Annotated in this window: 13 protein-coding genes; 5 read left to right on the top strand and 8 right to left on the bottom strand. The window is 71.9% G+C overall.

The genetic code is table 11. The annotated features are described in order from the left end of the window. Positions 1 to 45 precede the first annotated feature (45 nt). From AC2IPW_RS08055 to AC2IPW_RS08040, 4 genes are all read right to left on the bottom strand, one after another. Positions 46 to 525: a hypothetical protein gene (locus AC2IPW_RS08055; RefSeq protein ID WP_486376633.1), complete on the bottom strand. Its 480-nt coding sequence runs from the start codon at positions 523 to 525 to the stop codon at positions 46 to 48. Next, positions 522 to 2105, bottom strand: a complete 1584-nt coding sequence (locus AC2IPW_RS08050; protein WP_486376632.1) for an alpha/beta hydrolase — start codon at positions 2103 to 2105, stop codon at positions 522 to 524. Before AC2IPW_RS08050 ends, AC2IPW_RS08055 begins: the two co-directional genes overlap by 4 nt. A 182-nt stretch (positions 2106 to 2287) precedes the next feature. Beyond that, a complete protein-coding gene (locus AC2IPW_RS08045; RefSeq protein ID WP_486376631.1) occupies positions 2288 to 4810 on the bottom strand; it encodes an ABC transporter permease in 2523 nt (840 codons plus the stop codon). Positions 4811 to 4822: 12 nt separating this feature from the next. Beyond that, positions 4823 to 5581, bottom strand: a complete 759-nt coding sequence (locus AC2IPW_RS08040) for an ABC transporter ATP-binding protein (protein ID WP_003936171.1) — start codon at positions 5579 to 5581, stop codon at positions 4823 to 4825. A 127-nt stretch (positions 5582 to 5708) separates the two neighbouring features. Here AC2IPW_RS08040 and AC2IPW_RS08035 point away from each other — a divergent pair, with 127 nt between their 5' ends. Together AC2IPW_RS08035 and AC2IPW_RS08030 are read left to right on the top strand one after the other, a co-directional pair. Beyond that, positions 5709 to 6479 (top strand): deoxyribonuclease IV, encoded by a 771-nt coding sequence (locus AC2IPW_RS08035; protein ID WP_450119810.1) that lies wholly within the window; start codon positions 5709 to 5711, stop codon positions 6477 to 6479. Positions 6480 to 6526: 47 nt separating this feature from the next. Beyond that, positions 6527 to 7135, top strand: a complete 609-nt coding sequence (locus AC2IPW_RS08030; RefSeq protein WP_003936169.1) for an AMIN-like domain-containing (lipo)protein — start codon at positions 6527 to 6529, stop codon at positions 7133 to 7135. Between the two features lie 7 nt (positions 7136 to 7142). Here AC2IPW_RS08030 and AC2IPW_RS08025 read toward each other — a convergent pair whose 3' ends face one another. Next, on the bottom strand, positions 7143 to 7604 hold the full coding sequence (locus tag AC2IPW_RS08025; protein ID WP_486376630.1) for a PPOX class F420-dependent oxidoreductase: 462 nt from the start codon (positions 7602 to 7604) through the stop codon (positions 7143 to 7145). A gap of 200 nt (positions 7605 to 7804) precedes the next feature. Here AC2IPW_RS08025 and AC2IPW_RS08020 point away from each other — a divergent pair, with 200 nt between their 5' ends. From AC2IPW_RS08020 to AC2IPW_RS08010, 3 genes are all read left to right on the top strand, one after another. Next, positions 7805 to 9706, top strand: coding sequence for an ABC transporter ATP-binding protein (locus tag AC2IPW_RS08020; RefSeq protein ID WP_289380612.1), 1902 nt, complete (start codon positions 7805 to 7807; stop codon positions 9704 to 9706). Beyond that, positions 9703 to 10218, top strand: a complete 516-nt coding sequence (locus AC2IPW_RS08015) for a mycothiol transferase (RefSeq protein WP_486376629.1) — start codon at positions 9703 to 9705, stop codon at positions 10216 to 10218. Before AC2IPW_RS08020 ends, AC2IPW_RS08015 begins: the two co-directional genes overlap by 4 nt. 109 nt (positions 10219 to 10327) lie before the next feature. Further along, the gene (locus tag AC2IPW_RS08010) at positions 10328 to 11131 is read left to right on the top strand and encodes a DUF1206 domain-containing protein (protein WP_003936165.1); all 804 of its coding nucleotides are present in this window, start codon (positions 10328 to 10330) and stop codon (positions 11129 to 11131) included. Between the two features lie 46 nt (positions 11132 to 11177). Here AC2IPW_RS08010 and AC2IPW_RS08005 read toward each other — a convergent pair whose 3' ends face one another. The 3 genes from AC2IPW_RS08005 to AC2IPW_RS07995 all read right to left on the bottom strand — a co-directional run bounded on the left by AC2IPW_RS08005 (position 11178) and on the right by AC2IPW_RS07995 (position 14771). After that, positions 11178 to 13091 carry a DEAD/DEAH box helicase gene (locus AC2IPW_RS08005; RefSeq protein ID WP_289380609.1) on the bottom strand — a complete coding sequence of 638 codons (1914 nt, stop codon included), beginning with the start codon at positions 13089 to 13091 and terminating at the stop codon, positions 11178 to 11180. A 70-nt stretch (positions 13092 to 13161) separates the two neighbouring features. Further along, positions 13162 to 14202: an SDR family oxidoreductase gene (locus AC2IPW_RS08000; RefSeq protein ID WP_486376628.1), complete on the bottom strand. Its 1041-nt coding sequence runs from the start codon at positions 14200 to 14202 to the stop codon at positions 13162 to 13164. Beyond that, on the bottom strand, positions 14199 to 14771 hold the full coding sequence (locus tag AC2IPW_RS07995; RefSeq protein WP_486376627.1) for a TetR/AcrR family transcriptional regulator: 573 nt from the start codon (positions 14769 to 14771) through the stop codon (positions 14199 to 14201). The genes AC2IPW_RS08000 and AC2IPW_RS07995 overlap by 4 nt, the downstream gene beginning before the upstream one ends. Between the last annotated feature and the right edge of the window lie 114 nt (positions 14772 to 14885).

Here is a 14885-nt window from a genome sequence, read left to right as displayed (position 1 = left end):
CGCCGCGGTCGAGCACTCGTGCACTCGGCGCCGGCGGACCCCGGACTACGGCGGCTCGGGGTAGCAGCCCACCGTCAGCCCCACGGTCGCGGCGACATAACTGCCGAACGAGATGACGGAACCGTCCGCCGCGAACATCCGGATCTCGAGCCCGGTGCCGACCGGTATGGACCGGGAGCCGTAGAAACCGCTGCCCGCCAGCGATTCCTCGAACACCCGTGCCGCCCGCTCCAGTTGCCCGGCCGGCACGGGCCGATCGGAGAGCTCGGTGGGGAGGAACACCGTGGTGCCCGCCGAGCCGTCGGGCAGTTCGCAGTAATCCGTCGTCCCCCGACTCGACTGCCGGAACTGCATCTCCGGGAACTCGCGGGAGAGGGCGGCGGTCGCGTCGTGCCGGATCCGGGTGTAGTACTCGACGGCACCGGCGCGGTCCGCTGCCACCGGCTCGGGCACGGCGACGGGGAACGGTGCGCCCGCGCACCCGGCGACCGCCAGCGTCAGCATCGGCACGCCGAGCCGCTTCATCGCACCACTCGATCCGTGAGCCCGCCGGCGACCGCGGCGACGTTGTACAGGCTCATCGTGCCGTCGTTCAGGTACTCGCTGTGCCCGGTCGAGCCGAGACGCGGCCGGCCGGCCGCGTCCGGCCCGGCGTCGCTCGACAGCTGGGTCACCCCGTCGAGGAAACTCGGATCGCCGTCGAACGTGCCGAGGTCCCCGACCGGATCACGATCGGCCTCGACGAGGTAGGCCGCGCCCGGCGGTACCCCGAGTTCGGCGACGTCGTCGGTGCCGATTCCCGGGGCGCCGAGGAACACCGCGGCGTCCACGCCGCCGCCCTGCTGCAGCGCCAGTCCGGTGGCGAGCGCGCCGTAGGAGTGACCGACGGCGGTCACGTGCGGATCCCGCTCGGCGTGCAGGCCGTCGAGAAAACCGGCGAGCCGCGGGGCGGCACGGACCGCGGCGAGGTCGGAGACCGGACTCGACTCGGTGCGGGCGAGGCCCCAGCCCCATTGCGGCACCTGATAGTTCAGCCAGGTCACGGCGGCGACCGATTCGGCGCCCCGGCCCGCTGCCTGCAGCTGGCGCTCGGCCTCGTCCTTCAGCGCCGCCATCCGGCTGTCGTATCCGGCGAGATTGCCCTGCACCGTGGACCCGGCGCCCGGAGTGAAGACGGTGACGTGGTCGGCGGTGTCGACATCCCCGACCGCCACGGCGGCCATCGCTTCGCGGCCCGAGAGATCGAGATTCAGCAGCTGTCGTGCCGGGCGGACCAGCGTCACTTCGAGGGCGTCGAGCGCGGCGATCTTGTTGCGGGTCTGGGCGAGCCCGGCGTCGGCGTTGCTCGCCAGTCCGCCGAGTGGAGCGGCGTCGAGCTGGGCCTGCAGGCGGGCGGCGACCGCCTCGAGCCGGCGCCGTTCGGCCGCCAGCTGCGCGCGGTTGGCCCGGTCCCGCACCGCGGCGGGCACCCCGTCGAGGTTGCCGATCAGCTCGGGCGCCGAGGTGACGATCCACGTGCGCTCGCCGTCGTCGAGCCCGGCCCACCATGCCGCCACCTCCGCCGCAGCCATCCCGGCCGGCGGCACCGCCGCCGTGGGTGCGGGCGCAGCGCGCACACCCCCGAAACCGAGCGGACGCGCAGCCGGGTCGTACACCGTCCGACCGAGATCGGCCGCGGCCCACCGATCCAGCGCCTCGGCCCGGTCGAGGACCGCACGAATGCGGGCCTGGGCTTCGGAGCGGTGCAGGTCGGCGCCCGGGGCCGGGCCGGCGGTGACGGTTCCGTCGTCCCGCACGGTCAGCGCCCGCTCCCGGGCCCAGCGGGTCGCGTCGTCGAGTTCCGCGCGCAGCGCCCGCAGCCGCGGCGCGCACCATGTCGCGCAGCGGCTCACCTCCCGATACGCGTCGGACCGTCGCGCGATCTGCTCGGCGACGTCACCGATCCGCCGCTCGGCGGCGGCATGCGCGATGCCCGACCACCGACCGCCGAACCGCCCGATGATCTGCGCGCCGATCCGCTCGAGTTCCTCCGCGTGCCGGTCCAGCACCGTGCCGAGACCGTCCAGCGCATCCGGGTCCCACCGCTGCAACTGCCGAAGATCCATCGACCCACCCCCTGGCGCGGCAGCGTAACCGGCTGGGCACCCGCCGCGGCACGATGCGACGCTGCGGGTGCCGAACTGTGGAGAAACGGGCCGGTTGTGGACAACTCGTGCCCGGGACGAGGGGCTGGACGCGGTCCGCCCCCGGCGCGTGGCACCGGGGGCGGATGTCGCGGACTGCCGCGTCAGATGTCCGAGATCGCCTCGAGCGGCGGGGTGCGTGCGGCGCGCACGCCCGGCCACAGGGCGGCGAGCACCCCGACCACGGCGGAGCCGACGAGCATGCCGAGCACCTGCCCCCACGGGACGGCGATCTGATCGAGGCCCTGATCGGCCAGGGTCCGGACGAAGCCCCAGCCGAACGCCAGACCCAGCACCAGGCCGACGACCGCCCCGAACACCGCGATGAGCATCGACTCGAGGTAGATGGTGCGGCGGACCTGGACCCGCTGCATGCCCACCGCGCGGAGCATGCCGATCTCCCGGCGGCGTTCCACGACGGACAGCGCGAGAGTGTTGACGATGCCCAGGACCGCGATGACCACCGCCAGCGCGAGGAGCCCGTAGAGCACGGCGAGCAGGGTGTCGATCTGGGCGGCCTGCTGACCCTTGAACTGTTCCCGGTCGAGCACCTGGACCACGACGAACTGCTTGGTGGCGTCCTCGAGGGCCGTGCGGATCGTCTCCGGGTCGCTGCCGGCCGCGGTGTTGACGAACACCACGAAGTCCGCGCGGGATGCCGGTGCGGTGAACTGCTGGTAGACCTCCTCGGAGACGACCCACGAGCCGAGCAACTGGTTGTCGGCGAAGATGCCGCTCACCGTCGTGGCGACGTCCTCACCGTCGCGGCTGGTGAGGGTGACCGCATCGCCGACCCGCCAGCCCTTCTCCGTGGCCGTGGTCTGCGACACGAGCAGGTCGGTACCGGCGACGTCCTCGCGTCCCTCGACGACGTCGACCTCGAGCACGTCGGCGACGGGCCCGGACAGCGCGACGCCGAACGTGTCCTCGTCGCCGATGCGCGCCGGGACACCGTGCATCGCGACGGTCTCCTCCACGGCCTCGGCGCGGGCGGCCGCCGCAGCCGCCCCCACGGGCACGCCGATCATCTGCGGTCCGGTGAGCATGAAGTCGGACTTGACGCCGGTGTCGACGAGTGAATTGACGCTCGCCTTGGCGGACGCGCCGAACACCCCGATCACGGACACCAGCATCAGGCCCAGGGTCAGGGCGAACGCGGTCGCGGCGGTGCGGCGGGGATTGCGCACCGCATTGGTGCGCGCGAGCCGGCCCACGGCTCCGAACGGGCGGGCGACGACCGCGCCGAGCCCCGCGACGAAGGGCCGCGACAGCGCGGGCGCCGCGAGCAGGACCGCGATGATCAGGGCGAACGCCCCGATGCCGACGGTGGAGGCCGCGCCCCCGCCGGTGCCCTGGGCGCCGACGACGACGACGGCGGCACCGACGACGGCGGCGACGGCCCCGACGACGGTGCGCAGCCGCAGCGACTCGACGGTCGCGGTCGATTCCTCCCGCATGGCCGCGACCGGCGGGACCTTGCTCGCCCGACGGGCCGGGGCGTAGGCGCTGACGACGGTGACGACGATGCCGATGAGCAGGGCCACGAGCACGGTGCGCGGCGCGAGCTGCAGGGGCCCCGAGGGCAGGCCGACGTCGAACGCGTTGAGCGCGGCGCGCAGCCCGTAAGCGAGGGCCACGCCGCCGACGATGCCGAGGGCACTGCCCACGACCCCGACGACCAGCGCCTCGAGGGTCACCGACCGGCCCACCTGGCCGCGGCTCGCGCCGATCGCCCGGAGCAGCGCGAGCTCCCGCAGGCGCTGCGCGACGATCATCGAGAAGGTGTTGTAGATGATGAAGGTGCCCACCAGCAGCGCGATCGCGCCGAACGCGAGCAGGAAGTAGTTCAGGAAGCTCAGCGCCTCCTCGATCTCGGACTTGATCTCCTCGCTCACCTCGGCGCCGGTCTGGACCTTCTGGTCGGGCACGGCGGCGGCGATCCGGTCCCGCAGCTCGTCGGCGGGGACCCCGTCCCCGGCGACGTCGATGTACTGCACGTGGGTACCGTCGGTGAACAGGGCACGGGCCTGGTTCTCGGTGAACATCGCCCCGACGTAGCCGCCGGTGTCGGTCTCGACGTCGTAGATGCCGCTGACCGTGACCGGAAGGATCCCGGCCGACGCGGCGAGGACCTTCGTCGAGTCACCGACGGATAGACCGGCACGTTCGGCGGCGCTCAAGTTGAGCGCGATCTGGCCGTCGGCGGTGGGCGGCTGCCCGGCAACGAACTCGGTCGGATCACCGAGCTGCTGGTCGGGCGGCAGGTAGGCGGTCCCCTCGCTGGGGGCACCGCCGGTCTGGATGGCCGCCCCCTCGGAGTCGAGGACGATGACCGGCCCCCCGAACGCCGGCACCACGGTCCGCACACCGGGGACCGCGGAGACGACCGCGACGTCGGAGTCGGGGACGCCGCTCGAGCCCTGCTGTTCGCTGCTGACGCGGACGTCGACGCCCTGGGCGGCGTCGGCGAAGAGGCCGTCGAACGTGCGCTGCAGCGTGTCGGTGAAGACGAAGGAGCCGGTGACGAACGCCGTGCCGAGCACGACGGACAGAACGGTCAGCAGCAGCCGCACCTTGTGGGCGGCGAGGTTGCGCAGGGCAACCCTGCGGACGGGATTCGCGCTCATAGTCGGCTCGCCCTACTTCGCCGTGGGAACGGCGACGGCGTCGAACTGCTTCATCCGGTCGAGGACCGACTCTGCGGTCGGATCGCGCATCTCGTCGACGATGCGCCCGTCCGCGAGGAACACCACGCGGTCCGCGTAGCTGGCCGCCCGGGGGTCGTGGGTGACGATCACGACGGTCTGCCCGAACTCGTCGACCGCGGCCCGAAGGATCGACATCACCTCCCCCGAGGAGCGGGAGTCGAGGTTTCCGGTGGGCTCGTCACCGAAGATGATGTCGGGCCGGCCGGCGAGTGCGCGAGCGCAGGCCACCCGCTGCTGCTGACCGCCGGACAGCTCCCCCGGCCGGTGATCGAGCCGGTCGCCGAGCCCGAGACGGGTCACGACGGTGTCCAGCCATTCCCGGTCGACCTTGCGTCCGGCGATGTCGACGGGCAGCGTGATGTTCTCGAGGGCGGTGAGCGTGGGCACCAGGTTGAACGCCTGGAAGACGAAGCCGATCCGGTCGCGGCGCAACTGGGTCATCTGCTTGTCGGACAGGTCGGTCAGATCGGTGTCACCGAGGACCACTGCACCGGACGTGGCGGTGTCGAGGCCGGCGAGGCAGTGCATGAGTGTCGACTTCCCCGAACCCGAGGGGCCCATGATGGCGGTGAACTCCCCCGCCGCGAACTCCGCGTTCACGCCGTCGAGGGCGTGGACAGCGGTCTCACCGGTTCCGTAGATCTTGATCAGGTCGATAGCGCGCGCGGCGGTGGCGGTGTGGGCTGGCATGTCCACCATCTTCCTGACTTTTCCGACGGGGCACCATCGGGGACGTCCCGGATTCCTCGCGGCCGGATCTCAGGGTGACGCGCGGCGAGGCGCCGGCGAGGCACCGCCGGGCGCTACCGTCGAGATCATGCGGATAGGAGCACACGTCCGGCAGGACGACGATCCGATCGGCTGCGGCGAACGATACGGCGCAGACCTGGTGCAACTGTTCCTCGGCGATCCCCAGGGTTGGACGAGACCGGGCGCGCACCCCCGGCAGGAGCAGATCCGTGCGTCCGACGTCGCGGTGGTGGTGCACGCCCCCTACGTGATCAACGTCGCCAGCACGAACAACCGGCTGCGGATGCCGTCGCGCAAGGCCGTGGCCGAGCACGCGGAGGCGGCCGCCCGACTCGGCGCCTTCGGTCTGGTCGTGCACGGCGGTCACGTCCGGTCCGGGGAGGAGGTCGCGGCGGGCGTGGAGAACTGGCGCAAGCTGTTCGAGCGGCAGGAGGACAGGGGCGGGTTCGCGGTACCCGTCCTGATCGAGAACACCGCGGGTGGCGACTTCGCGATGGCGCGGCACGTGGCCGCGATCGCGCGGTTGTGGGACGCCGTCGGCGACTACGACGTGGGTTTCTGCCTGGACACCTGCCACGCGTGGGCGGGCGGCGAGGACCTCGTCGACGTGGTCGAACGGGTACGGGCCGCGACCGGCAGGATCGACCTGGTCCACCTGAACAATTCCCGCGACGGCTTCGGTTCCGGCCGGGACCGCCACGCCGGCATCACCTCCGGCACGATCGACCCCGACCTGCTGGTGGCGGTGTGCCGGGCGGCGGACGCGCCGGTCGTCCTCGAAACCCCCGCGGAGGGAATAGCCGACGACATCGCCTACCTGCGCGAACTGCTCGGTTGACGCACGCCTCCCGCACACCGCTCCGTCACAGCCGTAACATCTTGCCCATGAAGCACGCCCGGATCGCCGTCGTCGCCCTCGCCTTGGTCCTCGCGGGCTGCTCGGACTCCGACAGTCCTGCTCCGTCCGCGTCGGCGAGCACCGCCACCTCGTCCGTCCCGTCCGGGTCCTCGTCGGGGTCGTCGGGTTCGTCGGACTCGCCGGGCGACGAGCCCGCCCCCACCGACGCGTCGGACAAGACGTCACCTGCCTCGGCGGACGCGAAGCTGACCGTCACCGACATCCGCACCGGCCGGCACGAGAACTTCGACCGGGTCGTGTACGAGATGGGTGGGACCGGCACCCCGGGGTGGCGCGTCGGCTACGTCGACCGGGCGGTGCAGGACGGCAGCGGCAACGACGTGACCGTCGCGGGCGGCGCGATCCTGCAGGTGCTCATCGACGGATCGGCGTACCCGTTCGACAGCGGTGTCGAGCCCTACTCCGGGCCCGACCCGGTGCTCGCGCAGCCGGGCGGATCGGTCGTCGAGGTCACCGGCTCCGGTGTCTTCGAGGGCGTGACCCAGTCGTTCGTCGGCGTCGCGGAGCCGAACACACCGTTCGACGTGTACGCACTGACGAACCCGACGCGACTGGTCGTCGACGTCGCTCGCTGACCGCGGCTCAGACCCGGCCGGGCGGGAAACCGCCCGTCGCCACGGGACCCCAGTCGTCGACGGTGATGCGGATCAGCGACTTGCCCTGCCTGCGCATCGCCTCCCGGTACTCGTCCCAGTCGGAGTGTTCCCCGGCGACCGCGCGGAAGTACTCGACCAGGGGCTCGACCGAATCCGGCAGGTCGATCACCTCGGCGGTGCCGTCGATCTGGACGTATGGGCCGTTCCAGTCGTCGGAGTGGATCAGGATCGACACGGCCGGGTGGCGGCGGATGTTCACGACCTTGGCGCGTTCCGGGTAGGTCGCGACGACGATGCGGCCGGCGTCGTCGAGCCCGCACGTGACCGGAGACATCTGCAGCCGCCCGTCGGACCGCACGGTCACCAGGGTGCCGCGGTGGCGGGGGCGGACGAATTCGAGCAACCGGTCGCGGTCCACGCGGTCTGCGGTTGCGATCTTCGGTGCCATGTTCCCGACCCTACGTGCACGGCCGTGACGGCGACGAACATTCCTGTCGGAGTGGCCGGGCAGAATTCGCCGGGCGGGACGCGACCGCGCCGACGGATCCGGTGGTGACGACACGGCCGCGTGACGCTGCGCGACCTACCCTTGACCTCGAGTCCACTCGAGGTTCTACGGTCGGGCGACCGACTTCAGGAGGCTCCCGAATGAGCATGGAAGTGACCGCGTGGAACGCGATGTACAACGCGATGCACGCGCAGAGCGACCGGCGCCCGTTCTCGCGCGCGAGTCTGCGCCGGATCGCCGAATTCGCCCGTCCCCACCGCCGCAACATCGGCATGTATCTGCTGCTGAGCGTCGTGATCGCCGCGCTCGGGGTGGCCACCCCGGTGCTGGCCGGCCGCGTGATCGATGCGATCGTCGACCGCGCCGACCTCTCGGTGATCACCTGGCTGGCGGTGCTGATCGCCGCGATCGCGCTCGTCGAGGCCGGCCTGGGCATCCTGAACCGCTGGCTGTCCGCGAGCATCGGCGAGGACCTGATCCTCGACCTGCGCACCACCGTGTTCGACCACGTGCAGCGCATGCCGGTCGCCTTTTTCACCCGCACCCGCACCGGCGCTCTGGTCAGCCGGCTCAACAGCGACGTGATCGGGGCCCAGCGGGCGTTCAGCGACACCCTGTCCGGGGTGGTCGGCAACCTCGTCACCCTTGCGATCACGCTGGTGGTGATGGTCGGCATCTCGTGGCAGATCACCCTGCTCGCGCTGCTGCTGCTGCCGATCTTCGTGGTCCCCGCCCGGCACATGGGCGTGCGACTGGCCCGCCTGAATCGTGAAGCGGCCAACCATAATTCGGTGATGAGCACCCAGATGACGGAGCGGTTCTCCGCGCCCGGCGCAACGCTGGTGAAGCTGTTCGGGCGCCCGTCGCAGGAGTCGTCGGAGTTCGCCGTCCGGGCCCGCCGGGTGCGCGACATCGGGGTGAAGACGGCGATGCTGCAGTCGGTGTTCGTCACCGCCCTGACCCTCGTGTCCGCCCTGGCTCTGGCCCTGGTCTACGGACTCGGCGGCTTCTACGCACTGCGCGGGCAACTCGAGCCGGGCGCCGTCGTGGCGATGGCGATGCTGCTCACGCGGCTGTACTCGCCGCTGACGGCACTCGCGAGCGCCCGCGTCGACGTGATGAGCGCGATGGTGAGCTTCGAGCGGGTCTTCGAGGTGCTCGACCTGCGGCCGCTGATCGAGGAGGCGCCCGACGCCCGCCCCGTCCCCGACGGTCCGGTCGCCGTCGAGTTCCGGCACGTGGACTTCGCGTACCCCTCCGCCGACAAGGTCTCGCTGGCGTCGCTCGAGGAGGTGGCCACGCTCGACACCCGTGGCGGCGCACCGGTCCTGCACGACGTGAGCTTCCGGGCCGAGCCCGGGCAGATGGTGGCTCTGGTGGGCTCCTCCGGCGCCGGCAAGTCCACGATCGCGCAGCTGGTGCCGCGGCTCTACGACACCGACGCCGGCTCCGTACTGCTCGGCGACGTCGACGTGCGCCGGCTGACGACCGCCTCGATCCGCGGCGCCGTCGGCATGGTGACCCAGGACGGGCACCTGTTCCACGACACCGTGCGGGCCAACCTGCTCCTGGCCCGCCCGGAGGCGACCGAGGACGAGTTGTGGGATGTACTGCGCCGGGCCCGGCTCACCGAGCTGATCCGCTCCCTTCCCGACGGCCTGGACACCGTCGTCGGCGAGCGCGGCTACCGGCTCTCCGGGGGTGAGCGCCAGCGGCTGACCATCGCGCGGCTGCTGCTCGCCCATCCGCGGGTGGTGATCCTCGACGAGGCCACCGCGCACCTGGACTCGACCTCGGAGGCCGCCGTGCAGGAGGCGCTCACCGAGGCGCTGGCCGGCCGGACCGCGGTGGTGATCGCGCACCGGTTGTCCACCGTCCGCGCGGCGGACCTCATCCTCGTGGTCGAGAACGGCCGCATCGTCGAGCGCGGCACCCATACCGAACTGCTTGCCGCCGACGGCCGCTACGGCGAGCTGTACCGCACCCAGTTCGCCGATTCAGGACCGAAGGTGTCCGCAATGGCGCCCACACTGGGCTCATGACGACGAACGAGACCGACCTGCTGCTCCTGCTGCTCGACACTCAGCGCACCGCGTTCCGCAATGCGCTGTCCGGCCTGACCGAGGACCAGGCCCGCAGTACGCCCAGCGCCTCGGCGATGAGCCTGGCCTCCCTGCTGAACCATGTGATCGACGGCGAGGTCGCGGCCGCCGACCGGATCTCGGGAACCGAGTCCCGCGACCCCGACCCCGTCGCGGCGTGGACGGCCGGGTGGGCGGTGCGCGACGACGAGACCGTCGCGGACCAGCTCGCCCGGCTCGACACCGTCGCGGCCCGCTTCGCCGACGTGCTGCGGGCGGAGCCGGATCTCGACCGGGTGGTGGACCTGCCCGAGAGCATCGCCCGATGGCTGGACCAGGGCGTGCCGCTCAGCGTCCGCTTCCTGGTCCTGCACCAGATCGAGGAATGGGCCCGGCACGCCGGCCACGCCGACATCATCCGCGAATCCGTCGACGGCGCCACCGCCGACGTCCTGGCGGGCAGGGCCTGGTAACCGTGATCGGCGAACCCGGACGGCACCCCGCAGCCGCGATAGGCTGCCCGTAGGCACCACTGCCCGGGCGCCCCCGGCGCCGTCGCCGCGAGATCCTGGAGGCCGTCGCGTGACCGGACAACAGACCAGCACGGGACCTGCGGGCGCCGCGCAGCACCCGATGTTCGAGAAGGTGGCGCGGGTCGGGCAGGCGGCGAGCGGCGTCGTGCACCTGCTGATCGCGTATGTGGTGATCCAGGTCGCGTTCGGTGATCCGGCCAGTGCCGACCAGTCCGGCGCGCTCCGCGAACTCGCCGCCCAGCCCGGCGGCAGGATCGTCCTATGGGTCCTGGCCGTGACGCTCACCGCCCTGGCGCTGTGGCGACTGGTGGAGGCCGCGGTAGGCAAACGCTCGGAGGTCGAGCAGCCCTCGGCGCTGGACCGGGTCAAGACCCTCGGTGTCGCCGTGGCCTACCTGGCGCTGGCTCTGACCGCGTTCCAGTTCGCGCGGGGCAGCGGCAAGTCGAGCAGTGAGCAGAACGCCGGACTGAGTGCCCGGTTGATGCAGTCCGGCGGCGGCAAGTTCCTGCTCGTCGCGGCCGGTCTGGTGATCATCGGCATCGGCGCCTACCACGTCTACAAGGGCGCGGCGAAGAAGTTCCTCGACGACCTGCACCGTGGGCGACTGCCCCGCTACGCCGAGCCGCTCGGTGTCGTCGGGTACGTCGCGAAAGGCCTGGCGATCGCCGGCGCCGGCGTGCTGGTCCTCGTCGCGACGTTCACCGCCGACCCGTCCAAGGCGACGGGACTGGACGGTGCCCTCAAGACGCTGGGCACCGCCCCGTTCGGTCAGTTCCTGCTCGTCGCGGCCGGCCTCGGCATCGCCGCGTACGGCGTGTACTGCTTCGTCCTCGCGCGGTACGGGAAGATGTGAGTGTCGCGGGCGCGCTCAGGCGCGCCCGCGATCGCCACCGGCGTGCTCAGTCGCGCCCGCGATACCCGCCGCCGGAGCCGTGTCCGCCGGACTGCCCGCGCTCGCCGGACCGTTCCCGGAAGCCGCGGTGCGGCTTGTCGCCACGCCCACCGAAGTCCTTGCCGCGGCCGCCCCGATCGCCCCAGTCCTTCTTGCCGCCGTACTCCCGGCGCTCACCGTGGCGGCGCTCCCCCCGGTCGTCGCGCGGTCGATAGGACGACGGGCGGCCCGAGGGTGCCCCACTGTCGGGCTGCAGCTGGATCAGCACACCCGAGATGCGGGTGCCCCGCAACGCCTCGAGCGTCTCCGGCGACAGGTCCTTCGGCAGCTCGACGAGGCTGTGATCCGGGCGGATGCTGATGTGCCCGAAATCGCTGCGGCGCAGGCCGCCCTCGTTGGCGATGGCGCCGACGATCGCGCCGGGCACCACGCGGTGGCGCTTGCCCACGGCGATGCGGTAGGTGACCAGTTCCTGCCCGTCGCGCCCGACGCGGGACGCACCGTCGTCGTCGAATCGGCGCGGCGGCCGCTCCCGCGGCTCGCGGTCGCGCCGCGGCGGTGCCACGGGCTCGGGTTCGGCCTCCATGAGGAACGACTCCCCGTCGCGGGAGAGCACCGCGAGCGCCGCAGCGATGTCGGCGAGGGGCACGTCGTGCTCGCGCTCGTAGTCCTCGACGAATCGGCGGAACAACGCCAGGTGGTCGGAGGCCAGCGCCTCGGTGATCGAGTCGTTGAACTTCTCGACGCGCTGGGCGTTGACGTCCTCCACCGACGGCAGCTGGATCTCGGTGAGCGGCTGCCGGGTCGCCCGCTCGATCGCCTTGAGCAGGTGCCGTTCGCGGGGGGCGACGAACAGGAGCGCGTCACCGCTGCGCCCGGCCCGGCCGGTGCGGCCGATGCGGTGCACGTAGGACTCGGTGTCGTGCGGGATGTCGTAGTTCACGACGTGGCTGATGCGGTCGACGTCCAGGCCGCGGGCCGCCACGTCCGTCGCGACGAGGATGTCCAGCGCACCGCTCTTGAGCTGTCCGATGGTGCGTTCGCGCTGGGCCTGGACGATGTCGCCGTTGATCGCAGACGCCGAGAAGCCCCGGGCCCGCAGCCGCTCCGCGAGGTCCTCCGTGGCCTGCTTCGTCCGGACGAAGATGATCATCGCCTCGAACTGCTCGACCTCGAGAATCCGGGTCAGGGCGTCGAGCTTGCGCTGGTGCGACACGAGCACCCAGCGCTGGGTGATGTTCGCCGAGGTCGTCGTCTTCGACTTGACCGTGATCTCGACCGGGTCGTGCAGATACTGCTTGGACAACCGGCGGATCGCGCCCGGCATGGTCGCCGAGAACAGCGCGACCTGCTTGCTCTCGGGGGTGTCGGCGAGGATCCGCTCGACGTCCTCCTGGAAGCCCATGGTGAGCATCTCGTCGGCCTCGTCGAGCACGAGGAACTCGAGTTCGGAGATGTCGAGGGTGCCCTTGGCGAGGTGATCGATCACACGTCCGGGCGTGCCCACGATGACCTGCGCGCCCCGGCGCAGCCCGGACAGCTGCACGCCGTAGCTCTGGCCGCCGTAGATGGGCAGCACGTGCAGCCCCGGGATGTGCGCCGAATACTTGCCGAAAGCCTCCGCGACCTGCAGGGCGAGCTCGCGGGTGGGGGCCAGGATCAGCGCCTGGGGCCGCTTCACCGTGGTGTCGATCCGCGACAGGATCGGCACCGCGAACGCGGCGGTCTTGCCGGTACCGGTCTGCGCGAGACCGACGACGTCGCGTCCCTCCAGCAGCGGCGGGATGGTGGCCGCCTGGATCGGCGACGGGGTCTCGTAGCCCACATCCGAAAGCGCCTGCAGCACACGGGCGTCGATGTCGAGATCGGCGAACGTGGGGGTGGCGGTGTCGGCTTCGGGGTCTTGCACAGTATCACTCATTTGACCTGCAGTTTATCGGATGGACGGCCATGGCCCTTCCACAGCGCCCGGACGAGGGTCCCCGACCACCCTAGCCGTCCGCCGGATCCGGCGCCGTCGCCGCCAGATGGCGGGCCCACAGCCGCAGCGCCGGCCGCACCGGCGGGTACTCGAGTCCGTGCCGGCGGGCGAGGGCGGTGGCGGACGCCGTCGGGTAGGTGTCGGCACTGAGGAAGCTCAGGGTCTCCTTCTCCGCACCGGTCAGGCGGGACGGCAGCGCCCGCAGAACGGCCACGGGAACCCGCCGGCGCGGTGCGGGAACGCCGAGTTCGTCGGCGACCAGGGCGACGAGCTCGGGCAGCGGCGGGGTGGCCTCGTCGAGCACCCAGTAGGCCTGCCCCACCGTCTCCGGGTCGCGCGGGACCAACGCCAGGAAACGCGCGACATGATCGACGGTGACGACGGGCAGCACGGTGCGCCGGGAACCGGGCACGGCGCGCAGCCGCCCCTGGGCGAGCCGCACGACCAGCTCCGCGAGACCGAGGTACTGGTCGGCCGCCCCGGTTCGGGAGTCGCCGATCACCGTCCCGGGGTTGACGACCGTGAGCGGAACCCCGAGGCGGTCGGCAAGTGCACGCACCACCGCGTCGGCTTCGATCTTCGACGCCTCGTACGCGCCGAACCGGCGGTAGGTGCGGCGCCGGTGCCGCTGGGGCCACGGCGCCGGTACGGCCGGGTACGCCGCGACCCGGTAGCCGCTGACGTGCACGAGCCGGCGCGCGCCCATCACCGCCGCGAATCGGGTGATCTTCTCCGCCAGAACGACATTCATTTCCCGCGCCGTATGCGAAGTCATCCCGAAGGCGAATGCGGCCGCCAGGTTGTAGACGTCACGCACGTCCGCCGGCACGGGATCGAGGGCGAGCTCGGCGGCGTCCGGGTCGAACACGTGGACCGAGAGCCGGTCGAGCGGCACCCCGTCGGAGGCGAGCCGGTCGCGCAGGCGTGCCCCGGACTCCGCCGAACGCACCGCGGCGACGACGAGGACGTCCCCGTAGTCGCCGGTGAGCAGTTCCCGCAGCAGCCCGCGGCCGAGGAACCCCGTCGCCCCGAAGACCACCGCGGCGCTCATCGGCCGGCTCCGACGAGGTCGAGTGCGACCGCGCGGGCGTCCGCGAGGGGGGCCACGTCGCGCCGGGCCCGGGCGACGGTGGTCGCGCCCTCGACGAGGCTGACGATCACCCCGGCGAGCCGGGCGGCATCGGGTACCCCGTCGCGGGCGAGCACGCGCTCGAGGATCACCCGCCACGATTCGTAGACGCGGGCGCAGCTCTGCTGCAGCACGGGATTGTCGGCGGCGGCGTCGACGGCGACGGCGACCACGGCGCAGCCGGCCGCGAACCCGGCCTCTTCGAGCCGGGCCGCGAGGTCGTCGAACACCGCGGCGACGATCTCGGCGGCGGTCCGCCCCTCGGCCAGCAGACCTTCGAGGAGGCCGGCGAACTCCTCACCCACCCGGTCCAGCGCCGCCGCGACGAGCTCGTCCTTGCCGCCGGGGAAGTGGAAGTACACCGAGCCGCGCGGCGCTCCGGAGGCGTCGGTGATGCGGGCCAATCCGGTGCCGTGGTAGCCGCGGGACTGGATCAGCTCCAGCGTGGTGTCGATCATGCGTGCCTTCGTGCGCGCTCCCTTGATGGTCACGGCGAAATAATAGACCGGTCTACATATTTCTGTCGACCCCGACGGCCCTGGCGCGGCAGCCCGCATGCGACGGAAGGCACACTGAACTCGTTCCACTCCCGTAAGACGAAAGGA

This window comes from Rhodococcus sp. NS-SX18, from assembly GCF_057367935.1.
This window is presented reverse-complemented; position numbering and strand designations above follow the sequence as displayed.